At 39.2% G+C, this 24,728-nt stretch carries 20 protein-coding genes; 13 read left to right on the forward strand and 7 right to left on the reverse strand.

What is annotated here, in order from left to right; translation table 11 throughout:
* Positions 1-82 precede the first annotated feature (82 nt).
* From cysD to BW935_RS18535, 6 genes are all read left to right on the forward strand, one after another.
* Positions 83-982: a sulfate adenylyltransferase subunit CysD gene (cysD, locus tag BW935_RS03865; RefSeq protein WP_076498738.1), complete on the forward strand. Its 900-nt coding sequence runs from the start codon at positions 83-85 to the stop codon at positions 980-982.
* 317 nt (positions 983-1,299) lie between these two features.
* The gene (locus BW935_RS03870; RefSeq protein WP_076498740.1) at positions 1,300-2,556 is read left to right on the forward strand and encodes a sulfate adenylyltransferase subunit 1; all 1,257 of its coding nucleotides are present in this window, start codon (positions 1,300-1,302) and stop codon (positions 2,554-2,556) included.
* Positions 2,557-2,746: 190 nt separating this feature from the next.
* Entirely contained in the window at positions 2,747-4,849 is a 2,103-nt protein-coding gene (locus tag BW935_RS03875) for a HEPN domain-containing protein (protein ID WP_076498742.1), read from the forward strand.
* Positions 4,846-5,616 (forward strand): uroporphyrinogen-III C-methyltransferase, encoded by a 771-nt coding sequence (gene cobA, locus BW935_RS03880; protein ID WP_076498744.1) that lies wholly within the window; start codon positions 4,846-4,848, stop codon positions 5,614-5,616. Before BW935_RS03875 ends, cobA begins: the two co-directional genes overlap by 4 nt.
* 370 nt (positions 5,617-5,986) lie before the next feature.
* The gene (locus tag BW935_RS03885; protein ID WP_076498745.1) at positions 5,987-6,577 is read left to right on the forward strand and encodes a precorrin-2 dehydrogenase/sirohydrochlorin ferrochelatase family protein; all 591 of its coding nucleotides are present in this window, start codon (positions 5,987-5,989) and stop codon (positions 6,575-6,577) included.
* Between the two features lie 1,476 nt (positions 6,578-8,053).
* Positions 8,054-8,302, forward strand: a complete 249-nt coding sequence (locus BW935_RS18535) for a hypothetical protein (RefSeq protein ID WP_076498747.1) — start codon at positions 8,054-8,056, stop codon at positions 8,300-8,302.
* A gap of 1,848 nt (positions 8,303-10,150) precedes the next feature.
* On the opposite strand, the gene BW935_RS03895 is transcribed toward BW935_RS18535, so the two are convergent.
* The 4 genes from BW935_RS03895 to BW935_RS03910 form a co-directional block, all read right to left on the reverse strand.
* On the reverse strand, positions 10,151-10,993 hold the full coding sequence (locus BW935_RS03895) for a tetratricopeptide repeat protein (protein WP_076498748.1): 843 nt from the start codon (positions 10,991-10,993) through the stop codon (positions 10,151-10,153).
* A gap of 194 nt (positions 10,994-11,187) precedes the next feature.
* The gene (locus BW935_RS03900) at positions 11,188-12,090 is read right to left on the reverse strand and encodes a phospholipase D family protein (RefSeq protein ID WP_076498750.1); all 903 of its coding nucleotides are present in this window, start codon (positions 12,088-12,090) and stop codon (positions 11,188-11,190) included.
* Positions 12,091-12,202: 112 nt separating this feature from the next.
* Positions 12,203-12,397: a PLDc N-terminal domain-containing protein gene (locus BW935_RS03905; protein WP_076498751.1), complete on the reverse strand. Its 195-nt coding sequence runs from the start codon at positions 12,395-12,397 to the stop codon at positions 12,203-12,205.
* A gap of 74 nt (positions 12,398-12,471) precedes the next feature.
* Entirely contained in the window at positions 12,472-13,131 is a 660-nt protein-coding gene (locus tag BW935_RS03910; protein WP_076498753.1) for a hypothetical protein, read from the reverse strand.
* 249 nt (positions 13,132-13,380) lie between these two features.
* Here BW935_RS03910 and BW935_RS03915 point away from each other — a divergent pair, with 249 nt between their 5' ends.
* Complete coding sequence (locus BW935_RS03915; protein WP_076498754.1) at positions 13,381-14,208, forward strand: HipA family kinase; 828 nt, start codon at positions 13,381-13,383, stop codon at positions 14,206-14,208.
* Positions 14,205-15,047 carry a hypothetical protein gene (locus tag BW935_RS03920; RefSeq protein WP_076498756.1) on the forward strand — a complete coding sequence of 281 codons (843 nt, stop codon included), beginning with the start codon at positions 14,205-14,207 and terminating at the stop codon, positions 15,045-15,047. The genes BW935_RS03915 and BW935_RS03920 overlap by 4 nt, the downstream gene beginning before the upstream one ends.
* 293 nt (positions 15,048-15,340) lie before the next feature.
* On the opposite strand, the gene BW935_RS03925 is transcribed toward BW935_RS03920, so the two are convergent.
* The gene (locus BW935_RS03925; RefSeq protein WP_076498757.1) at positions 15,341-15,772 is read right to left on the reverse strand and encodes a DUF6169 family protein; all 432 of its coding nucleotides are present in this window, start codon (positions 15,770-15,772) and stop codon (positions 15,341-15,343) included.
* Between the two features lie 55 nt (positions 15,773-15,827).
* A complete protein-coding gene (locus tag BW935_RS18300; protein WP_175606632.1) occupies positions 15,828-15,989 on the reverse strand; it encodes a hypothetical protein in 162 nt (53 codons plus the stop codon).
* Between the two features lie 219 nt (positions 15,990-16,208).
* On the opposite strand from BW935_RS18300, the gene BW935_RS03930 reads away from it, so the two are divergent.
* Positions 16,209-16,484 carry a hypothetical protein gene (locus tag BW935_RS03930; RefSeq protein WP_076498759.1) on the forward strand — a complete coding sequence of 92 codons (276 nt, stop codon included), beginning with the start codon at positions 16,209-16,211 and terminating at the stop codon, positions 16,482-16,484.
* A 33-nt stretch (positions 16,485-16,517) separates the two neighbouring features.
* Positions 16,518-17,375 carry a HEPN domain-containing protein gene (locus BW935_RS03935; protein WP_076498760.1) on the forward strand — a complete coding sequence of 286 codons (858 nt, stop codon included), beginning with the start codon at positions 16,518-16,520 and terminating at the stop codon, positions 17,373-17,375.
* Positions 17,376-17,381: 6 nt separating this feature from the next.
* Here the strand turns inward: BW935_RS03935 and BW935_RS03940 are convergent, their stop codons facing one another.
* Complete coding sequence (locus BW935_RS03940) at positions 17,382-17,618, reverse strand: helix-turn-helix domain-containing protein (RefSeq protein ID WP_084565786.1); 237 nt, start codon at positions 17,616-17,618, stop codon at positions 17,382-17,384.
* 121 nt (positions 17,619-17,739) lie between these two features.
* On the opposite strand from BW935_RS03940, the gene BW935_RS03945 reads away from it, so the two are divergent.
* From BW935_RS03945 to BW935_RS03955, 3 genes are all read left to right on the forward strand, one after another.
* Positions 17,740-17,988, forward strand: a complete 249-nt coding sequence (locus BW935_RS03945) for a hypothetical protein (RefSeq protein ID WP_076498762.1) — start codon at positions 17,740-17,742, stop codon at positions 17,986-17,988.
* A gap of 837 nt (positions 17,989-18,825) precedes the next feature.
* Entirely contained in the window at positions 18,826-20,496 is a 1,671-nt protein-coding gene (locus tag BW935_RS03950) for a TlpA family protein disulfide reductase (RefSeq protein WP_076498763.1), read from the forward strand.
* Positions 20,497-21,039: 543 nt separating this feature from the next.
* Positions 21,040-24,210: a SusC/RagA family TonB-linked outer membrane protein gene (locus BW935_RS03955; protein WP_076498765.1), complete on the forward strand. Its 3,171-nt coding sequence runs from the start codon at positions 21,040-21,042 to the stop codon at positions 24,208-24,210.
* Positions 24,211-24,728 lie beyond the last annotated feature (518 nt).

Here is a 24,728-nt window from a genome sequence, read left to right on the forward strand (position 1 = left end):
AATGGGCAATGAGATAAAAACATGAAAATGATGGCTGTCACAATTTTCGACAAAAATCTAAATTCTAAAATCTAAAATAAATATGTCAAACCTATTCATACCTAATCCAAAAGAAGCCGAGTCCATCCATATCTTGAGGGAGGTGGCAGCACAGTTTGAAAAACCTGTCCTGCTTTTTTCTGGAGGTAAGGACTCGATTACTTTGGTGAGACTGGCCCAAAAGGCATTTTACCCAGCAAGAATTCCTTTTCCACTGCTGCATATTGACACAGGGCACAATTTCCCGGAAACGATAGAGTTTCGTGATCAATTGGTAGCTGAATTGGGTCTTGAATTGATCGTGAGAAATGTACAAGATTCTATCGACCAAGGGAAAGTGACGGAAGAGAGAGGAAGATATGCCAGCCGAAATACCCTTCAGACGACCACTTTGCTGGATGCCATTGAAGAATTCAAGTTTGATGCCTGTATAGGTGGCGCCAGAAGGGATGAAGAAAAAGCCCGTGCCAAAGAGCGTGTTTTTTCCGTGCGGGATGACTTCGGACAGTGGGATGAAAAAAACCAAAGACCTGAACTGTTTGACATGCTCAATGGACAAATAGAGCAGGGACAAAATGTGCGTGTTTTCCCTATTTCCAATTGGACTGAATTGGATGTTTGGGAATATATCAAAACAGAAAATATCCAGATTCCTTCTATCTACTTTGCCCATAAGCGTGAAGTTTTCTTCAGGGATGGCATGATCTGGACAGCCAACGAACATGTTTTCAGAGAAGAACACGAGCAAGTAGAAGAAAAAATGGTGCGTTTCAGAACCGTGGGAGACATGACTTGTACAGCAGCCGTCCTTTCCGAAGCCACCAGTTTGGAAGACGTTGTCAATGAAATAAGGGCCTCCACCATCTCCGAAAGAGGTGCCAGAATTGACGACAAACGCTCTGAAGCTGCAATGGAGAAAAGGAAGAAGGTAGGTTATTTTTAAAAAGGCATAAGATCTAAGACACAAGACATAAGAGTCGAGTAAGACCTTTGAGGTTTTCGAAACCTCGAAGGTCTTTAGGCAGGCAGGTTCGGCGATATAAAAATTCAAGCATTGAGCATCTCTCAAACCACTTGAAGCTCTTTCTAAAAAACCTTTGCGTCTTAGCTCGTTTGCTTCAGGGCTTCAGTCTTGGATCAAAATACCCACAGTCTTCAGACTGATCTTAGTGTCTTTGCGCCTTCGAGGCAAAAAATATATTGAAAGTGATGATTTGACAAAGTCTTAAGTCTAATGTCTCACATCTAAAATCTTAACAAATGGAAAATAGAAAACTGATCAAAATAGCAACAGCCGGTTCTGTGGATGATGGGAAAAGCACCCTGATCGGCCGCCTGCTTTATGATACCAAATCTCTGACCACGGACAAGTTGGAGGCCATTGAGAAGACCAGCAAGCAGCGTGGATTTGATTACCTGGATTTTTCCTTGGCTACGGATGGTCTTGTTGCAGAACGTGAGCAAGGGATCACCATCGATGTGGCCCATATCTATTTCAATACCGAAAAGACGAACTTCATCGTAGCAGATACTCCCGGTCATGTCGAATACACCAGAAACATGGTCACAGGAGCCTCTACCTCACAGGTAGCCATTATCCTGATCGATGCCAGAAAAGGGGTGATCGAACAGACCAATAGGCACTTTTTCATCAGCAACCTACTCAGGATGGGCCATGTGGTGGTAGCCATCAACAAAATGGATTTGGTAGACTATGACGAAGACGTATTCCTGAAAATCCGTGAAGACTTCGAGGCATTGGTAGAAAAAAGTGACTTCAAATCTGAGCAGATCACTTTTATCCCAATCTCGGCACTAAAAGGTGAAAATATTGCCAAAAAATCTGATCTGATGCCTTGGTATGTAGGCAATACATTACTGGATCATTTGGAGGTATTGGAGCCAGAAGATTTGCAACAAAGTTCATTGGCGCGTTTTCCGGTTCAGTATGTTGTAAGGCCAAAGACAGAAGCATTTCACGATTTCAGAGGATTTGCAGGTAAGCTTTACGGAGGAAACCTAAAAGTGGGTGATGATGTCACTATCCTGCCTTCATTCACTACCTCCAAGATCAAGTCCATTCAGTTTTTTGATCAAGCGTATACAGAAGCCACTCCAGGGTCTTCCATTACCATTACCTTGGAAGATGAAGTCAATATATCAAGAGGAGATATGTTGGTCAAATCAAGTGAGGTGCCCCATTCAGAGAAAAATATCTCTGCCACCATCTGTCAAGTAAACAATAAGCCGTTAAGAGTCGGGCAAAAGTACACCCTGCAACATGGCGTAAACAGGGTTTTGGCCAAAGTGGAAAGCATCTCCTCAAAAGTGCATACAGACTTCTCAGGAGAAGAAGCAAGCGACCAGCTGGGACTCAATGACATCGGAAAAGTCAATTTCAGACTGAGCAAGCCGATACACTTTGATGCCTATACCGTCAATAAAGCCAATGGTAGCTTTATCCTGATTGATGAAGGCAGCTATGATACGGTGAGTGTTGGGTTTATTGAAATTTAGCCCCGAGGGATCGGGGGGATCTAAGATTTAAGATTGCAGATTTCTGCTCTTCTTTCTTGATTCTTGCATCTTGACTCTTGTATCTAATAAGTCGACCTTCACTACATTAAGACCCAGACCATCTTTGTACATCGTACTTGGTACTTTGTACAAAAATTTAACCTACTAAACCTATAGAGAATAAATAAAAATGGAAAGCTTCAGAACTGAAATAGAAAACCCCATCGTCCAAAAGGACATCATTGAACTGGAAAAGAAGATCAAACTTTTCAGGGATGGGAAAATCGACGAGGAAAAATTCAGGAGCCTCCGTCTGGCCCGTGGAATCTACGGTCAGCGTCAGCCGGGAGTACAAATGATCCGAATCAAATTGCCCTATGGAAAATCCACAGGTGAGCAATTGGTAAGGATATGTGAAGTTTCTGAGAAATACTCTACGGGCAAGCTCCATATTACCACGCGACAGGATATTCAGATCCACTATGTCAGTCTGGATGAAACACCTCAGCTCTGGGCGGAGCTGGAAAAAGATGATGTGACCATCCGAGAGGCTTGTGGAAACACTGTCCGCAATGTGACGGCCTCTGAGACCGCCGGGGTGGATCCTAAGGAGCCATTTGATGTAACTCCCTATGCTGAGGCTACTTTCCAGTATTTTTTGCGAAATCCAATTTGCCAGGAAATGGGCAGAAAGTTCAAAATGGCATTTTCTGCTTCGGAGGAGGATACTGCCTTGACTTACCTACATGATTTGGGTTTTATCCCCCAACTGAAAAATATCGATGGACAAGCGCAAAGAGGTTTCAAGGTGCTTCTTGGAGGAGGCTTAGGTTCTCAGCCAAGGCATGCGGACTTGATCCAAGAGTTTTTGCCAACAGATGAACTGATTCCTTTCATTGAAGGGGTTTTGAGGATATTTGACCGACATGGTGAGCGTGCCAGGAGGATGAAAGCAAGAATGAAATTTTTGCTCAATGATATCGGTTTGGAGGAATTTCTGAGGTTGGTAGATGAAGAAAAAAATGCACTACCTTATCAAAAATATCCTATAGATTACAAGACTTACGAATCTACCATTACCCAGGCAAGACCTGTCGTGCCTGCAGTTGAGGCACCATTGTCATTGGCTTACGAACAGTGGAAGTTGACCAATGTATTTCCTCAAAAGCAAAAAGGTTTCGTATCTATAGGCGTGAAAGTGCTTTTGGGGGATTTCAGCACCAAGCAGGCAAGACAGTTGGCGGAATTGGTGCAAAAATACGCCAACAACGAAATCAGATTTACCCTGCGCCAAAACATCCTGATCCGTGACGTACAAGAGGAAGCTGTTCCTTTTTTCTATCAGGAACTACAGAAAATCGGTCTTTCAGATGCAGGATATAATACATTTGGTGATATTACCGCATGCCCTGGTACAGATACCTGTAACCTTGGTATTGCCAGCAGCACCGGAATTGCGAGAGAGTTGGAGAAAGTGATTCTTAATGAATACCCACAATACCTGAAAAACACTGATCTAACCATTAAAATCTCAGGCTGTATGAATGCCTGTGGGCAACACAACATGGCACACATAGGCTTTCAGGGAATGTCCATGAAGGTGGGCAAAACAGTGTTTCCTGCACTTCAGGTATTGCTTGGAGGAGGAACATTGGGCAACGGAAATGGAAGATTTGCAGATAAGGTGATCAAAATACCGAGCAAAAGAGGACCTGAAGCTTTGAGAATTCTGATCAAAGACTTCGAAACTTTTGGGGAAAAATCCGAGAGCTTCCTTGACTACTATGACCGCAAAGGGCAGATATATTTCTACGATATCCTGAAAGTCCTGACCGACACCGCCACGCTGACCGAAGCTGACCAAGTCGACTGGGGCAATGAAGATGCCTATAAAGTAGCAGTTGGCGTAGGAGAATGTGCAGGTGTGGTGATCGATTTGGTGGCTACCTTATTATTAGAAGCCAGAGAGAAATTGGAGCTTTCGGAAGAAGCCTACAAAGAAGCCAGGTGGTCGGATAGTATATACCACACTTATGCCGCTTTGGTCAATGCAGCTAAGGCCATCTTGCTCAGCGAGGGCAAAAGCACCAATTCCTACGCAAACATCATCAAGCTTTTTGACGAAACTTTCACCGAAACTGACAAGATAGAGCTAGGGAAGCCTTTTGCTGAGATAGTCTATCAGATCCAGCAAGAAGAACCTTCACAGGATTTTGCAAAAACTTATTACGAACTAGCCGCTGGGGTATTTGAAGCTATCAGTGCATTTAGAGAAAAGGAGGTGACCGCATGATAAACCGTACAAAACCAAAAGTAACCCTAGTCGGTGCAGGACCTGGAGATCCAGAGCTGATTACCCTCAAGGCAATCCTTGCGCTCAACAAGGCTGATGTAGTGCTCTATGATGCGCTGATAGATAAATCCTTGCTCAAACATGCCCCGCACAACGCCATCAAGATATTTGTAGGCAAAAGAGTGGGCAAGCACAGCTGTCCTCAGGATGAAACAAACAGGCTCTGTGTGGAACATGCACTCAAGCATGGCCATGTAGTCAGGCTCAAAGGTGGCGACCCCTTTGTATTTGGTAGAGGGGCAGAAGAGATTGATTATATCGAGGCCTTTGGCATCCCAACAGAAGTAGTTCCGGGTATCACTTCCGCCATTTCTGTTCCTGCGGCAGTAGGAATTCCGGTAACCAAAAGAGGCAGCTCAGAGAGTTTCTGGGTGATCACCGGCACCACTACTTCGGGAGAAATGTCCAGAGACATAGCACTTGCTGCCAAGTCTACCGCTACAGTAGTGATACTGATGGGGACCAAAAAACTATCGGAAATTGTCGCTTGCTATCAGCATGAAGGCAGGACATCCATGCCCATTGCCATCATCCAAAGTGGAACTACCAAGGAAGAAAAATTGGTGGCAGGTACCATCTCCGATATAGAAGAAAAAGCCCGCCTCTCCCAGATTGCCGCCCCCGCCATCATTATTATTGGGGAAGTGGTGAGGGAAAGTTATCGTCTAAAGGAGGTTTATGAAGAAGTAGTAAAAATAGCGGTATAGGAGAATTGATATTAGTGGATATTGGATACTAATAGATATTAGTACCAAAAAGTATGTGTCATTTGGTAAATTCTGTATTGAATGAAAATTGTTGTTATTCTTTTCCTTAAAGATATTAGTTGATACTAATTGATATTGATCCAAACGAAATTATTGTTTCAATCTATCAACTTACTGATCTACTACAATATGAATTTTGATCCGGAAAAATTAAGCTCAAATAGCTATTGTAACATAACAAGGAAATGGATTTTATAATCCAAAAACTGAGAGGTTTTGAACCAATATCCATAAATATCCAATATCAATCAATATCAAATAATCTCTGTATTTGTTTGATTGTTTGTAATTTAGTCAATATTCAAAATATATGTCAAAGAATCCATTATACCCCATCTTCCTCAAAGCCCATGAATTAAACTTTCTGCTCGTTGGTGGAGGTTTTGTGGGAACGGAAAAGCTGAGTTTTCTGCTCAAAAGTAGTCCCGAAGCTCAGGTGACAGCAGTTTCAAAAGAATTCAATGCTGAATTTTTGGAATTGGCAGAGTCAGCGGCTAATGTTACTTTGATTCAAGATATTTATCATGAAAAGTACCTAGGGGGAAAACATATCGTCATTGCAGCGACGAACTTTACCGAGATCAACAGACAGATTCATGATGAAGCCAAGGAAAGGTATATTCTCGTCAATGTAGCTGATACGCCAGAACTTTGTGATTTTTATTTGGGAGGAATTGTGACCAAAGGAAATCTGAAAATTGCGATTAGCACCAATGGAAAATCTCCTACTACAGCCAAAAGGCTTCGACAATTGCTGGAAGAAGTGCTCCCCGAGGAAATTGATGACCTGCTACAAAACCTCAACGCCTATCGCGATACGCTCAAAGGAGATTTTGAGTACAAGGTCAAAGCCATGAACGACATCACAGAGTTATTGGTGGAGAAGGGGAAGGAAAGTTGAAGGATGAGGGGAAAAATGTTTAATTGCCCCGAAGTGTCGGGGTTGCTTAATTGTTTAGGAGGGAAATGAGGAGAAAGGTTAAATGGGGTAGAGTTTGATATATGCTTTGCGATATATAGTAGCTATTTGCCTTCGGCGATATATGGAGAGTTGGTCAGAATTCGAAGTTCATCAGTAAAATATCGAATTACGAAGGAAAAAAACAATGTTTAACTGCCAAGAAGTGTCGGGGCTGCTTAATCGTTTATCTTAACCTCTCAAATAGCATTTCAATTAAACAACCCCGACCCCTCGGGTCAAATAACCGAATAATCATTTTAAGTTTAACTGCTTAACTGTTTAGGAAGGAGGGTAATATTTAAATGTGGGGATAAGTTTTGAATTTATGGTTTTTGTACACTTAACAGTGAACGCTTAACGCCCAAAATGGCACAGTTTGAACCGAAATGCTTGGCACAATTAGACCGAAAAGGGTGGCACAATTCGAACCGTTATATCCAGGGTAACCACGAATTACTCCAATTACACGAAATTGGATTTTAGGAGTTTGAGATGTGAAGGAGGTTTTGAAAATGATGGTTAAGGGAGTTTGAGGAGTTTTTGAATTTGGAGCGCTGAAGCGCTGGGATTGGCACGAATGGATCGAGCAGAACTTGTCCCGATACTCGGGAGGGTACGGCCAAGATGCAAAGGGCGAAAAGTAGATCAAGAAGGAAAGCATTTAAACGTAAACTGAAATCATATAGTCACAAAACGGATCCCCAGAGGGGGATCAACACTTAGTAGCCCCGTACAAGGCGCTTGAATGTAGCTGTAGTCAGAATGTTCGATATGCGCCGCAGTGCGGGGTTGGGATGTGCATACGTACAACCGAGAGTCCCGTTGGATATAGATATGGGGGAAGATAATTGAGGTCGGGACGATAAGGGGTAAGTTGAATTAGGGGAAAGATAAAAGGTTAAAGGAGGACGGAACGTTGAGAAATGATCCCATTGGATCATTTTAGTGACGGGCCAGGTTGTAAGGTTGGTTATTTTAGCCCCGGGGGATCGGAAGAAAATGGGATAAGAGGAGAAAGGAATTAAACATAAAGGTCGCACTATCCCTTACTTTGGTACTACTTTGGTGTTACTTTGATACTACTTTGGTACTACTTTGCTAGGGCTCTCCTGCTCGCAGAACTTGTCCCGGTACGGGAGGGTGCTGAGGTGCAAAGGAGTGGAAGGGGAAAGAGAAAAGGGGTACAAAGTACGAAGTACAATCCGCCACGGCGGACAAGTTGAACCAAGTAAGGCGGGAAAGAGGAAGGGAAAAGATAAAAGGTTAATGGAAAAAGGGAACCACGAATTTTGCGAATTTCACGAAGGGGAGTATTAGGAGTTTGAGATGTGAAGGAGGTTTTGAAAATGATGGTTAAGGGAGTTTGAGGAGTTTTTGAATTTGGGGCGCTGAAGCGCTGGGATTGGCACGAATGGGATGCTCAGAGGTTTTTTTGGTAATTGCCACGGAGGCTGGGAGGAGCATGGAGGGTTTGAGGTGAAAGAAAAAAGGAATAAGGGTAAAGGATTTCTCGCAACGGGCGCAACGAAAGGCGCGGCGAACGCAACGGAGGGGATGGGAGGGGAAAGAGAAAAGGGGTACAAAGTACAAAGTACAATCCGCCACGGCGGACAAGGTGAATCAAGTAAAGGAGGAAAGAAAAAAGGGAACCACGAATTACTCTAATTACACGAAATTGGATTTTAGGAGTTTGAGATGTGAAGGAGGTTTTGAAAATGATGGTTAAGGGAGTTTTAGGAGTTTTTGAATTTGGAGCGCTGAAGTGCTGGGATTGGCACGAATGGATCGAGCAGAACTTGTCCCGATACTCGGGAGGGTACGGCCAAGATGCAAAGGGCGAAAAGTAGATCAAGAAGGAAAGCATTTAAACGTAAATTGAAATCAAATAGTCACAAATCGAAGCCCCCGCAATGCTGCGGGGCAGGCTCCTGAGTGGGCTTAACACTTAGTAGCCCCGTACAAGGCGTGAGGATGTAGTTGTAGTCAAAATATTCGCTAGGCGCCGCAGTGCGGGGTTGAGATGTGCGCACGAATGACCGTGAGTCCCGGGGGATGTAGATATGGGGGAAAGGAATCGAGATCGGGACGATAAGGGGCGGGTGATTTGAGGGGGATAAAGGATTATTTAATGATCGGAATTGCAAATTCCTTTTATCTGGATGCGGACCCCGAGGAATCGGGGCAAATTCCGAAAAGCAAATGAATTTTAGATTTTAGATGGTAGAATTCAGATTTAGGGGTATGGTAGTTTTATGGGGTATGGCTGAATTGATTATTTTTCTGATACAGTAGGTTTTAGGGGTTCCACAGAGTTTCGCTGAGGAATCTAGGAGGTACGAAAGCGGATAAGCATAATAAATAATATGTGAAAATAGTGGATTAAAAAATTGTACTGAAAATGGGCTTGAAAATCAAATGTTTATATTCTTAGAATAATTATATGATTTCTTGGTTTTTCGCCAAAAGTCGGCGAATGGTCGGGAGGCATACGGGACACGGTCGGAACACGGTCGGTAGAGAGACGGGGGAAAATGGGGTGATTTTTGAATAAAATATGAATATTTTAGATTGATTTGTACTTTTTTTATATTGAAAAATTAGGGTAATTTAGTGTGTGCAAGGTATAAAGTACGATGTAAAAAGTAGGGAGATAAGAAGGCTAAAAGATTGGTTTTTGACAAATCGGATTGAGATAGAAAAGTAGGGGGAAGCGGGTGTTGGCCACGGAGGATTGGAGGAGCACGGAGGGATTGTATTTTGAATTTTTGATTGGAAGATTGGGGGCTCGCACAGATTACGCGGATTACGGGAATTTATTTTTTTAGATGATTGGGGGATTGGGGATTAGAAGATTGGGGCTCTCGCAGATTACGCGGATTAAGGGGAATTTATTTTTTTAGTGGATTGGGGATTAAAAGAATGGGAGCTCGTGCGGATTCCGTTGATAGATTATTACCACAGATGAACACTGGTGGACACTGTGGTCTGAAGAAACTTGAACGAACTGGGTCTTTTAGTTTTTGCCGCGGAGGGCACAGAGGAACGCAGAGGGATTGTATTTTGGATTATAGGTTGCAAGATTGTGGATTAGAGAGCGGTTAGAGAACCGTAATGGTTTAGGTCCAAGCCCGCCTGCATCGGACAGGTCTGAAGACTTGAACCAGAAGGGTCATGGGGAGCATGAAGATAGATAGATATTGATTAGAATTACAAATTCTATTTATCTCTATCTCGAACCCCGAGGAATCGGGGCAAATTTCGAGAAGCGGAAAAGCGGAAAGACTTGAACCAGAAGGGTGATTAGAATTGCAAATTCTTTATATCTGGTTTCGGAATTGCAAATTCCGAAAAGCGGATTGACGGGAGGTTATTGAACCGTCTGACGGTTTGGACAGTTTGAAAACTGTGATGGTTTAAGTCCAAGTCAGGAGACTTGAACCACAAGGGTAGTTTAGGTCCAAGTCCGCCTGCATCGGACAGGTCTGAAGACTTGAATCGATAGGGACTTTAAAGCTATTGACAAAGCTTTTTTAGTTTTTCATAGTCATCATCTATTTTGAAGTGTTTATTATTTTCTACACCAAGTTTTATTGCCTTTTTGAAATCTTTACAGGCTTCTTTTTCATTGCCTAAATTAAGTTGGATAGAAGCTCTATTTAAGAACCCTAAATCATATTCATTGTTAATTTCAATGGCTTTGTTAACATCTTGTAAAGCCAATACATGATTTCCGATTTTAGAATAAAGATCTGCTCTATTATTGTAAACTATATGTAGGTCTGGTTGATTTGGAAATTCTCGGATTAACTTATCATAGTCTAAGATGGCTTCATCATATAACTCAAGTTTCTTTTTAATATTTATCAAGTTTGCTTGAGACTTAAAGTCACTAGGAGTGATTTCCAGTTGAGATTCTAAATCAGCTTTAGCTCCTTCAAAATTTTCTAACATGATATAAGCATAAGCTCTATCGAAAAAAATGTCCTTAAAAGAGGGGTTTCGCTCTATAATTGTAGAGTAATCTAGAATTGCCATTTCGAAATTTCTTGCATCTAAGTATGCATTCGCTCTAGCATAATTTACGTCCAAGTTATCTGGAGATAATTCTATAGATTTAGAATAATCGGCTATAGCAAGATCATAGGACTTGCGCATTCTATAAATGTTTCCTCTATTCGTATATGGACCAGAAGCATCTGGGTACAGGTTTATTGCTTTTTCAAAAATCTTAAATGCTTCGTCGAATTTTCCATTTTTAGCAAACTCAATACCTTGATAATTGAGTTCTTGGGCGGTTTGAGAGAAAGCAGCTGTGCTTAAAAGGAAGCACAAGCCTATTGTTGCTATAATTTTCATATTAAAAGATGCTAGATGACTATAAATATAGCGGGTTTTTGGAATTTAGTTTTAAAAGTTTGATAGATATTTGGTTAGGAGGAATTCTCGCAAAGGTCGGCGGAGGAGCTAAGCACTCTAAGATAAGTATGAAGGATTTGAAGATAAGAAGTCTTAAATTACTTAAAATTTAATAACTTGTATTTTGGTTTTGATTAGTAAAGGTGGGGCTTTAGAAGTTTAATGATTTCATCAACACCTGATTTCATTTTAATTATACAATCGTCTTTGGAAAGTGTATCCCATGAAGTGTCCATCTTAGAATTTCGATAAAGCATCAAATCGCTCTTGTGGTTATTCCAATAAAATTTAAATCCAGGAATGATATTTTCTTCGATTAAGGGTATGAATTTTTCATAAATTTTCGATTTCCGTTCCTCGTCAAAGTTTAATTTTAAACTTGCCCTATCGCCCAAAATTAAATCTACCCTATCGAAATAATTTTTAAAAATTGGTATTAGCTTTTCATTCTCTTCATAAAATTCAAATTTTTTATGGTTAAAAATTTCCTTCAAATAGCTATACTCTTCTTCGGCCAACTCCCTAGTAGATTTTAATATTTCAAGATTTAAACCAAATTTTTCAGTAGAACAACTTTTTCTATCTAATGTAGAGGCGTTAACAATTTGTCGAATTTCATCAATTGCATCTTTAACTGGTTTTGAGTCGTTTAGTCTATTTTTTAAAGCGCTATGCCCATAGCATCTATTGAATAAAACTCCCATTTCTCTATTGTTCCGCTCAGAATATTCATAAAGATTCATAGAGCAAATAATTAAGTTCCTTTCATTCATGTATAGCTTTGCGTGGATATTTGGGTGGCAAAGTAAATTCAGGTTTTTGAGTTGACTAAGTTTTATCTTTTCTAGCTGAGACAATTCATTTTCTCTGTATATGATCGTGATCTCAATTCCCCTTGTATCTGCTTCTAATAATTGATTAAAAGTATTTTCAGACGTTTTGATATAGGGAACTATGATTACTAGCTCGTTGGTTGATTCATTGATTAATCTTGGAATCCATTGATTAATTAGAGCTGTATTTAAAAATTCTGCCATATCTGTGCTTCAAATAGAGAAATGGTGAAGATATAAAATTCATTTAAAATGAAGCTTAACATTGGTAGTTAAATGATAGGTGGATAATTAAAAAATTAATCTAAAGAATAAATTATCTCTTCTTGATAGGTGCTAGAAGTGCATAAAAAATCCATGCAAACCAGGAGATAAATAATACTGCGAGAATCCATGCTATTTTTTCGCTACCAGATGTTTTACTAGAGAAAATAATGATTAGAATGGGTATAAACCATATGAAGGCAATGAACCCATAAGTCGTTAAGATCACTGAGTCTTGACTGTCCATTTTAGGTTTTGTTTAAAGGTAACAAAAGAAGAGGAACTCTCCTATTAATTGAATTTATGATTTTAGATTTGAATTTAATCGAGGATTTCGTTTCTGAAGCTGATCATGGCTTCATAGGATTCAAATTCTTTTAGAATTTTACCATTTTCATCAGCTAATTTATAATAAATATCTCTGCCTTTGGCCCCTACTTCGCTTACTCCAACAAAAAAAGATCCTTTGAATTGTCCTTTTTCTACTATAGAGAATGACTGAGCTGGAAAAAATTCAATCCATTTACCGGAATTAAGATTTACTTTCGCCAATATGCTACTAGTGGCATATTTTTCTGTTATAAAATAGATAAATTGATTGTCAGGAGATATTGTTAGATTGCCTACATTTAAAATCTCTGAGGTTCCATCAAGACCATCAAGATATGGTTTGGAATCTGTGATTACTTTTTCAATCAAAGTGCTATGATCCACGATCATAATTTTATGGGCGAAATATTCATTACTACCACTTCTCCTAGGCACTTGTCTAATAAAAACCACCTCCTTAGAATTAGGAACAATTAAAGCCTCAATATCAGATTCATTATATGTTAGTTGTTTTTGGCTACCATTAGAATAGATTAAAAAAATGTTACCCAACATGATTTGGGTTTTTGCTGGCACCTTCTCTTGTGCAATACTATTTGCTGTGATGAAAGTGCCAATTAAAATAAGAATTAAGGATTTAAACTGTTTCATTCTATAAAGATTTAAAATATTATGATTATCCGCAATGACACCAGTAATTCAATAAAACGAAAGGATCAAGCGGATAATCGTCGACTGACGACGGTCGACAATAGCTGAATTTTAGGTATGTACCTAATAAAATATGGCTACTGGTGTGAAAGCAGATATAAATATTTTAGTATATTCAAGAAAATTAAAAGAAGTAAGAGCTTAGAAATTTCATAATAGTTTCAAGTTCAAAATGAATTTTTCAGATAAATGGATAGACTATATTCCATCGAGGAAGTCAATAAGCGTTATGAGACAGCAGGCAGTAGGCCACTTTTGATTCATGCCTCGGATATGGAATTCTATATTTGTAAGTATCCGTATCACTGGCAAGACTCAAAATTGTTAAATGAATACTTGGCCTATAATTTTGCTAAAATCTGGGGATTGCCAATTCCTGAGATGAAATTAATTGATTTAAAAAGAGAACATCTTCCAGCCCAAATGCTTGGAATGCAGCTTAATTACATTTCAATAGAAGTTCCTTTAATAAGTTCTCTTAAGATTCAAGGAATAACAGAATTAATTGATGAAATAGCACAAGGTTATACTTCTAATGTAATTTCAAAATTTGATAAACACCTTCTGCTGAAAATAGCTCTTTTTGATATCTGGTTAAGCAATGAGGATCGCAATACTGGCAATATGAATCTATTAATAAATCTTGATTCAAATATTTTAAAACCTATACTTATTGATAACGAGAAAATATTTAATTCAGGTAGTTTGTTTAGGCCTTTATTGGAAATAACTTACGAGGATTCCTTATTTTACACTTATCTTTTTCGTAAAGTATTTGGATCAAGAAATAGAAGAAATATTAAATTAATTCACGAAATTGAAGCATCTTTGCAACCTTTATGCTCTTTATGTTTCAGTCAGTTAAGTCAAATCGTTGAACAGATACCCTATGAGTGGGGATATGATAGGAATCAAGTCCAAGAATCTTTGAATGAAAATCTATTTTCTGAGGAGTGGATGGGAAGAGTCCGTCAAACATATCTTCAATTTGCAGGCTTAATGTACCAAAGACCATGAAAACATATTATTCCATTATTTATACTTCACTTTCAGCATTAGGTAATGAAAGGATTAATTTAGGTCTCCTACTTTCTCAGGAGGATGGGATAAGTATGATGAAATTTTCTGAGGAAAAGTTATATTTATTAAAAAAGCTTCTATCTACTGAGTCCTTTAAATTATTGAAAATACAATTGTCATCATTTGAAAACATATCAAATACAGACAATAATTTGCAGGTGGCATACAGTAATCTAAGAGCTGATTATATCCAATATCTATCTAACTACACCAATAATTTGATATCTCTAACGCCACCGAAGGTCATAGATATTGATGCGAATCAGGCGGTCTTCGATAAATTATTTGAGCAATATGTTTACAAAATTTCAAGCTTGCCAAATCTGGGAGTAAAGGCTCAATCTAATCTAATGGATATAAAGCATAACTTTATTCCAAAGGTTAAAGATAGGGTCAATGTAAATTTCACTTTAAGAGCATCATCCTTTGATTTCGTAGTATTTGATTTTAATGTGGATATGATTGGGAAAAATGAGGTTCCTGTTTTGACTCAATTTATTGATTTTCAAACAAGTGCAGAAACTATCAAGCACAGAGTTAATAACTATGTAAGTTTGATCAAACCATTTGAGATCAAGGAAAATAAAATTGGTAAATTTTTTATTGTTGGCCAAAAACCTGAGTCTAATTTGAGCAAACAACATCAAATTTGGGAGAATTTGTTAAAATCGCCATTGATTGAAGAAAAGATCGTAGAAATAGTACCTCCTGATGAATTGGGAAGTATCCAAGAATACTTCGAGAAACATGATGTTAGACCTTTTGAAGTTGAATAATTTTTGAACTACTTATTATAATGGATACGGCCTATATGAATTTCCTGTGCTAATTTTCTAGTTTAACAATATGGTTCAGTTTGAAAACTGCGATGGTTTAGGTCCAAGTCTGAGCCCGCCTGCATCGGACAGGTCTGAAGACTTGAACCGATAGGGAATTGAACCAGAAGGGTGATTGGAATTACAAATTCCTTTTATCTTGTTTCGGAATTGCAAATTCCGAATAGCAGGTAATATCTGGTTTCGGAATTGCAAATTCCGAAAAGCGGAGAAGGGAATTGAATTAATGTCAGCTATTCAAACTTGTAGTTTTCAAATTCTTCCATATTTGACTTGGTGAAATCTTTCAAATCATCCAAATGAGGGTTTTCCCTTAAAGTAACAATTGATATGTAAGTTGTTATCAAATAATCTGATCCATCATTAACGAGTTTAAAATCAAGTTTCTCAAATCTCTCTATTGAGAATTCATTATACCATTTATCAAATAAAATCTTTCTGTAAAATTCACGTTGATCTTGACTATCACAAATATAAACTATTGTATTTCTCACATCTTGAGAGAAAAGATCTTCAAGAAAATTAAGGAGTGTTAGATGAATTTTGTGATCAAAACCGTTTTGATCTTTATTTCTTTTCTCTTTAGCAGCTAATGGGAAAAATGAGAAATCATATAAAAAATCTCCATAAGGAGGAATGAAAGATGATTTTTCTAAAATAATCATATAAGGTATTCCTTTGTCTGTAACAAAGGAGTACCCTGATTCAGTTTGGTGTATTTTATATAGGTTTGACAAATTTAATGTCCCTATTTTCTTGGAGCTCTTTTAAATCCTTCCCCTCACGAATATAAGAAATGATTGCATTTTTATTTTCGACCTTTTTTTGAATGTAATCGAAAACTTTAGCATTCTTTTCAGTTTTTACAATTACTTTTTCCATTTGATTTACGATTTATTTGAAGAACCAATTATCAGAATTTATAAATTACATATTAAATCCAATAATCAAGTAGGCATTAATACCCTTCTACATTGCAAAGATAATGTATAATTATTTAATATATACAAATTCCCATTTCTTTCAAATAGAAAATAAGGATATTAAGCACTCATTTTCAAATTCTTACATAGGGACATAGAACTTAGATGCAATTACTATATGGTGACCAAAGAAATCTGGAATAAATATGGAGTAGGGAATGGAATGCTCTGTCTAGAATGCTTGCAAAAAAGAATGGGAAGACCTTTCCGAAGAGAGGATTTCCCTCTTATACCTATAAACTTTGAAAATCCCTTCACTAGATTGATTATCTTTCCTTCTAATGAAGATAATATACTTCTCAAGAAGAGAATGAAAGAATATGATCAGGCTTATCTAGCAGCTAAAGAGCAGAGAAAAATCAACCAGCTCAAAAGAAAAGAGCCTTATCATTAATATACATAAAATTTGTTCTTTTAACTTTACTTTATGACTATATCTAATCCAATAGCACATCTACCTCAAGAAAAGCAGGATGAAATTAATTTCATTTTAGAAGTAATTAAGAAAGAGGCCAATCCGATGAAGGTAATTTTATTCGGAAGTCATGCTACAGGCAAATGGGTTGATTCCACAGTTTTACATGATGGTATTACCCTTACTTATGAAAGTGATTACGATATTCTGGTTGTTACTAATGATGGTAACATCAAGCATCATGAAGTTATTAGTCATATTGAAAACAAATGTAATGAAGAATTGAGGGGTATAACCAGTATTTTGGTTCATAGTTTGGATTATATCAATAAGGGACTTGCCATAGGACAGTATTTCTTTTTGAGGATATTAAAAGAAGGCATAGTTTTGTTTGATACAGGAGAACAAGACTTTTTTACTCCAATTAAACTTACCGATACTCAATTTAAAGAAAGATCAATAGGATATTTTAATTTGTGGTTTCCAATGGGGGTTGATTTTTTAATTGATGCGAAAAATGCATTTAATAGAGGAAGTTATAGAAAGTCATTATTTGAACTTCACCAAGCAGCAGAAAATTTTTACGCAACTGTAATGCTAGTCTTTTCAGGATATAAACCTACTGTCCACAATTTGAAGAAACTTAGAAAATATGCAAAACACCTAAACACGGATTTGTATAATTTATTTTTGACTCCCCCAAATGATGAAGAAGAATACCATTTATTCGAAATATTGCGGAAAGGTTATATTGAAGCTAGGTATGATCGGAATTTTGAGGTTACAAAAGTAGAATGTGAAAAATTACTTAGCCGGATTGAAAGCATGAAAAATCTGGTTGAAAGGATATGTATAGAAAAAATATCTTAATATCAATTAATCATCTAAAAAGTCAAACAAGTCATTTAAGTTAATTTCAAATGCTTTGCAAAGTAGGATCAAGTTATAAGAGGTTGGATTAGCACCTTGAATTTCATATCTATTTATTGCTTGCTTGTCTTTGAAGTTGAGCTTTAAAGCCAACTCTTCTTGTGTCCAGCCTCTATCTTCTCTAAGCTCTTTAATCTTTTTTGCAAGCTTAGATTTCAATTCATCCTTTGTAATATTCCTCATCAAAGGCAATTAGAATAAAAAATGAAAAAAATTAGTCAACATTAATGTTGACTTTAAGTTTTTCTTTATATATTTGAATCACATCCTCACTGTTAGGTCTGAGAAGCCAAACAACTAAAGGATGAAAAAGCAAAATCTGAATTATTCCAGTGAAGTCCCTGCCTCTTTTATCAAGCGCTTGGGTGACTTCTCAGACCTCAGCAATGAGTGCAAGAGGCTAGGGACAGAAGCTTGTGAGTCATTCAAATTCCTCATTCAAACCAATTGCGATTATGGTCTTTTGGTGTTTGGTCATCAGTGCCTAACAGGAGGATTTAATATCACAACCTTCGATCTTCTGTTCAAAAGAAAACCGAAGAACCCTATTTAAACCTATTTTACCTACGACGAGACGAGTCCCCGATGAACTTCGTTTTTCCAACCTATCTACGCTAATGGGTGTGCTCGCAACTTTACTTCCAGCTGCTGCAGAAGCTCAGTAAAGTCTAATACCAATCAATTTCTTAACCAAGTCTAACAGAGGATTTCTCTGACTGGAAAACCATTGCCTATACCCGTCTGATGGATATAATCTAGAGGTGTAAAATTTATGGTCAACTATCCATCCAGCTCGACGGGTTGAGAAAACTTCCTATACAAATTTCCAAAAACAGAAAGTATGAAACATATAAATTCATACTCCTTGGCGGAGCCATGCCTTTTCTAAAAGAAAAAAGTAATGGTACTGTTTCTCAGTCATTTGGGTGGGATTTCTTTTTCCGATGCTAGGAAAGGCTACGGTAGATCAATCGTGTTTGGGGAATAACTGGGTTAAAACCTTCGAGGTTTGAGAAAACCTCAAAGGTTTAAAGGGCTGAAATTAAGGGTTCTGGCGGTGTGGTGTTATATGTATAACCAAAAACCAAAGTAATGCTAAACTGGGTGTGTAGCTGACCTAATCGCTACTGCTGCACTGCTGGGCCTTTATTTTAGATTTCAGATTTAAGCCCCAAGGGAGAAAATGGGGACTCGATAAGGACAGCTAAGGGGCAAAGGATGGAAAGCAAGGATGAGGGAGGAAGGAGGAAAGTGGAAGGATGTACAAAGTACGAAGTACGATCCGCCACGGCGGACAAGTTAAACCATGTAATGGAGGAAGGATTAGTGAGGAAAAGGGGAAAAGGAAATAAAGGATGAGGTAGGAAAGAAGGGAGAAATGATTGGATTAATGAAAACAAAAAAAAAGAAAAAAATTATGAGGAGATTGATGATTTTGGGGGTATTGATGATGGTAGCGGGAAAGGTTGCTATCGCCCAGTCTATTCAGGGAATGGGGTTTGAAGACTCCATTCCTGATGGACAAGATATGGGGAAAAGTGCTTTGATTTACTTTAAGTATATCAAGTATTCGGATCGGGAGCCTGATACTTTGAAGGTGAGCCTTTGGAGTCATTATTTTGGGCAACTTGCCTCAACAGAAGGTCAGGTTTCTAAGCGTATTCCTTTGAGAAAAGGAAGCATGCTTGAAGGATTATTCCCTAGCAATGATCAAGTTATTACAGTCAATGTTTCAGACCTTCAAGGACCTAGTTATATTAGTTTGTCTCTAAGTAGTAACGAGCCTTTTAATAAATACCTGATTTTTCCAGGGGATAGTATTAAAATTTACGCTCAGCCTTTCCGAAATATTTTAACATTTGGTGGACCAACTGCTCCCCTATTTGAATGTCAGCGAGCCTTGAATAATTTAAGACTGGCATATTCATTTAAAAAGGCCACTAGGTATACTCAAAGAAGTCAATCCAGTCTTGAGGAATTTTTAGAAAAGGATAACAATCGAAGGATCTATCAACAGGCTCAACAAAATTTTGGAGAGGTCTTAAGTCTTCCTATTTTGGATGAAAGCTACCTCGAACTATTGCAGTCAGAGGTTGAGCAAATCCCCATAGACAAGACTCTGCTGCTATTGGACTCCTATCAAAGCCAAATACCTAAAGAGGCCTATGAAATCATTTTAGCAAATGAAATAGGTTTGTTGTACGATAGGCTTGTTCTTGATTGGACTCAAGCATATAGACAGGCAAAGCAGGTAGGCAATTCAGGTTTTGTTGAAAAGCTTGAAGCGTTCTATGCTCAAGAAATTGAAACATTGCGTTTTGAATTTGAAAAGGAAACCGTTCTTGCAGCTACCTATTATCAGGACTTTTTAATAAATCAATCTAAGGCTTTGAGCCAGCTTAAAAATCAACCACTGTTTGTCAGCCTAGAGAATTATCCAAATGAAGTAAGGGATTTCCTTATTGGAAAATACATTATTGGCAACTTCAGCAAACTTTCAAACGGATCAGAAATCCTAGAAAAAGCGCTTGGTAGCATTGAAGAGCCAAGTATCAGACCCTATTTAGAAAGGCTTTATCATAGACAGGGAGCGGGTCAGCCTATTGAAAACTTTGCCTTTGAAAATCTGAAAGGAGAAATGGTCAGGCTTGAAGATTTCAAGGGGAAAACTGTGTTTTTGGACTTTTGGTTTACAGGCTGTAAGGCATGTATCAATTTTTATGAAGGTTCCTTGCATTCTGTTGAGGAGCATTTTAAAGACAACAAAGACTTTGTGATGATTTCAATCAGTATGGATAAAGACCGCAAGATGTGGGAAAAGAGTGTGGCTGGAGGCAGATATACCTCTTCCTCTGTGGTCAACCTTTATACTAATGGAGAAGGGTTTGATCATGCCTTTTTGAAGCAATATAATATTGTAGGCGCACCTCATCAGCTCTTGATAGATGGGGATGGTAGGATGGTGCAGTCAGGGGGATTGCAGTTGAGGTCGGAGGAGTTGATTGGGGTTTTGGAGGGGGTTTTGGGGAAGGAGGAAGGGAAAAGGGGGATTAGTTATTAAGTTGATTGAGTTAATTAGGTTAAAGGGTACGAAGTACGAAGTACAATCCGCCACGGCGGACAAGTTGAACCAAGTAAGGGGGAAGGAAAAAGGGGAAAGGTTAAAGGGGAAAGGGGAAAGGAAAAGAAATGTTTAACTGCCCCGAAGTGTCGGGGCTGCTTAACTGTTTAGGTTTAGATGAAGGGGATTAGTCATTAAGGTGATTGAGTTGATTGGAGGGAGGGAAGGAGAAAGGAGAAAGGTAAAAGGGGAACGCTAAGGATGCGGAGGGGCAAAGGACAGAAAGGAAGGAGGAAAAGAGGGGAAAGAATGTTTAGCTGCTTAACTGTTTAGGGGGAAATGAGGGATGAGGGAGGAAGGAGGAAATGAAAAAAGGAGAAATGAAAAATTGATTAAAGGTTTAAAAATGATGAATGTCGAATGGAATGATATGAAAGCGTAGATGCAATCTACGCTTAGTGAGCAAGTAGTCGGTATGAAACTTAAAGAAGTTACTGAAAAGAGAAAAAGGATTTAATACCAAACAATAAACCCAAGATAATTATGAAGCGAATTTTACGATTACTAATCCCTGTGATTATGGGGGTTGGCGGCCATTTGCATGCCCAAACGGTCAGCCATGAGGTAAAGGGAGTTGTGATGACTCAGAGCAAAGAGGTACTGCCAGGTGCAGTGATAACAGTGGATGGCAGGAATTGGGGGGCGATTACGGAAGATGATGGCAGGTTTATGTTGAAGCTTGCGGAGGGGGCTTATACACTAAAGGTAAGTTATCTAGGGTTTAAGCCATACGAATTGCAGGTAGATGTTCCCTTATCGTCTGATTTGAGTATCAGCTTGGAATCTGAATCCTTTGGACTGGAGCAAGTTGAGGTGGTTTCGACCGGCTATCAAGAATTACCCAAGGAAAGGGCTACTGGATCATTTGTTCAAGTGAACGAGGAATTGGTTAACAGGCGTATCAGCACCAATCTCTTAGACAGGTTGGAGGATATTACGCCTGGGCTTTTGTTTAACCGTGGCCCTGGAGAATCTTTAAATATTCGTGGGCGTAGCACCTTATTTGCCAATACAAGTCCACTGATTATCATAGACAACTTCCCCTATGATGGTCCCTTGGAGAATATAAATCCCAATGATGTAGAAAGTATCACTGTCCTTCGTGATGCAGCAGCGGCTTCGATATGGGGAGCAAGAGCTGGTAATGGGGTGATCGTGATCACTACAAAGAAGGGATCAAGAGGACAGGCGACCAGGGTAACTTTTAACAGTAATATCACGCAGATTGAGCGGCCGGATTTATTTTACAATCCAGTGATGAGTGCTTCAGAGGTTATTGATATGGAGTTGTTGCTATTTGGGCGGGGATTCTATAATAGTCAGGAAAACAACCTCTCCCGCCCTGCCCTATCACCTGTTGTGGAGACTAAGATCTCAGAGCGCAATGGATTGATCAGTTCAAGCGAGGCTAATCAATTGATAGATGGATATAGGAATTATGATTTCAGGGATGAGTTGAATAGGCATTTTTACAGGAGTGCCATCAATCAGCAGCATTCATTGAATGTACGAGGAGGATCTGCCAATCATACCTACAGCTTTGGCTTGGGCTATGACAAAAACTTGACATCAGTGGTTGCCAATGACAATGATCGCTTGACCTTGAATTTTCAGAATGGATGGAGTTTGCTCAATGATAAGTTGGATGTATCCTTGGGTATGTATTATGTACAAGGGAATACTTGGGATCGTACTGCTGTCCCTAGTGGCTATGCTTATGAGCGCCTAATGGATGATGCTGGCAATCATTTGCCATTGAATTTTGGGTATAGCACTAGGTATTTGGAGAGTATAGCAGATGACGGCTTATTGGATTGGCGGTATAGGCCCTTGGATGAGATTGGTCTTCTGGGTAATCGCAACAGCAATAATGATTATAGAATCAATGCACAGGTGGGCTATCAAATCAATTCGGATTTGAAGGCGGAAGTATTGTACCAGTATTGGCACAACAATCGAATAGCGGAACAGCTATCTCCATTAGCGAGTTATTCCGCTCGAAATCAGATCAACCGATTTACTCAGCGGGATAGTAATGGGGAGTTAACAAGAGCTGTTCCAATTGGAGATGTTTACAATAGAAGAAATACAGTTGGTTCAAGTCATAGTTTTAGGAGCCAATTGCGGTATAACAAAGTGATCGGTGAAGACCATGTGATCTCAGCATTGGGTGGATTTGAGGTAAAGGATTTGACTTTGAGCCATCATGCCAACACTTATTATGGTTATAGGCCTGAGTTTGCTACTTCGGAGCCAGTAGATTTTGTTACGAGATTTCCTCTGTACCACAGTGGTGCTTTGGCAAGTATCAGCACTGGTAATAGTCATTCAGGCCAGGTGGACAGGTTCCTTTCCTACTATGCCAATGCATCCTATACTTTTAGAAAGCGGTATATCTTAACAGCGAGTGCCAGAAAGGATGAGTCCAATTTATTTGGGGTAAATGCAAATCAGCGGGGTGTTCCACTTTGGTCAGTAGGAGGAGCATGGATATTAAGTGATGAAGGATTCTACAATTCTGGACTTATCCCCTATTTGAAGCTTCGAAGTACCTTGGGCTATAATGGGAATATAGACAAGAGTTTAACTGCATTTACTACAGCCAATTACTTTGGGGGTAATGCCAATAGTCTGACCAATTTACCTTTTGCAAGGATCATAACACCTCCCAATCCAGACTTAAGATGGGAGAAAATACAGATTTGGAATAATGCAATTGATTTTGCCAGCAGGAATGATAGGCTATCAGGATCCTTAGAGTTTTATATCAAGCATGGGCAGGATTTGATTGGAGATATGCCAATGGCACCTTCCACTGGATTTACTCAATATAGGGGCAACTTTGCAGAGACCTTGACCAGAGGGATAGACTTACAGCTAAGCAGTAAAAATACCACTGGAGCAGTCCAATGGAGCACAACTTATTTCCTCAGCTGGGTTGATGAGCGCGTAAAGTCCTATGAGCTTGAGTCAAATATCAGGAATTACATGCAGTATTTCGGGGTGTTTCCATTGGAGGGCAAACCACTTTTTGGGGTATTTAGCTATGACTGGGCGGGTCTTGATCCTGATAATGGAAATCCTATGGGTTTTATAGATGGGGAGCCAAGCAGTAATTATACAGGAATTCTCAATGGAGCGACTTTGGATGATATCCGCTATCATGGTCCTTCCAGGCCGAGTGTATTTGGTGCCATGATGCATACGGTGAGCTATAGGGGGTTCTCCTTGTCGGCGAATATTAGTTATCGTTTAGGCTATTATTACAAACGTAGATCGGTTTTGTATTCCAATATTTTGCGGGGAGATCGAGATCATGCTGATTTTGCGAATCGCTGGCAGCAGCCTGGTGATGAGCTGATCACGACTATCCCATCCATGCCTAATACCAATAATGCCAATCGGGAATTCTTTTACAATCATTCCAGTGTATTGGTAGAAAAGGGAGATCATATCCGATTGCAGGATATCAGGGTTTCTTATCTCTTCAATAAATCAAATCAGCCCTGGTTGCCTTTTCAGTCTGCTGAACTGTATGGTTATGCGAATAATCTAGGGGTTTTGTGGGCTGCGAACAGTGAGGGTTTGGATCCTGACTTTAGGACTATGCCAGCTGCGAGGAGTGTGGCGATTGGGTTGAGAATTGAATTTTGAGGGAAGGATGAAGGGGGAAGGATGAATTAGAAAGGGTGAAGGATGAAGGGGGAAAGGAGGATTACAAATCCTTGTTATCTGGTTTCGAGATTACAAATCTCGAAAAGCTTAGGGTGAGGTAAGATTAAAGATTTAAGAATGAAGAGGGATTGGGGCTTTCCGGGCTTTTCTCAATGAGGTTAATCGATTAAACCCAAATGGTAATCACCGGGGCGCATAAGGCGACGGCTACTACGGAAAGTTAGGGGGTGACTCCTGGGTCAGTCAGTTTGAGAGCTGCTGGCTGGCTTCCTTTTTTTCGGAAGGGTTGAGGGTTAAGCGTTAAGTGTTAAGCCCCGAGGAGCCGGGGGAAGGATGAATTAGGAAGGATGAATTAGGAAGGGTGAAGGATGAAGGGGGAAAGGAGGATTACAAATCCTTGTTATCTGGTTTCGAGATTACAAATCTCGAAAAGCTTAGATCTCGAAAAGCTTAGGAAGGGCAGTTTGAAAACTGCATGGATAATGGGTCCAAGACTA

This window comes from Belliella pelovolcani, from assembly GCF_900156785.1.
GTDB lineage: Bacteria > Bacteroidota > Bacteroidia > Cytophagales > Cyclobacteriaceae > Belliella > Belliella pelovolcani.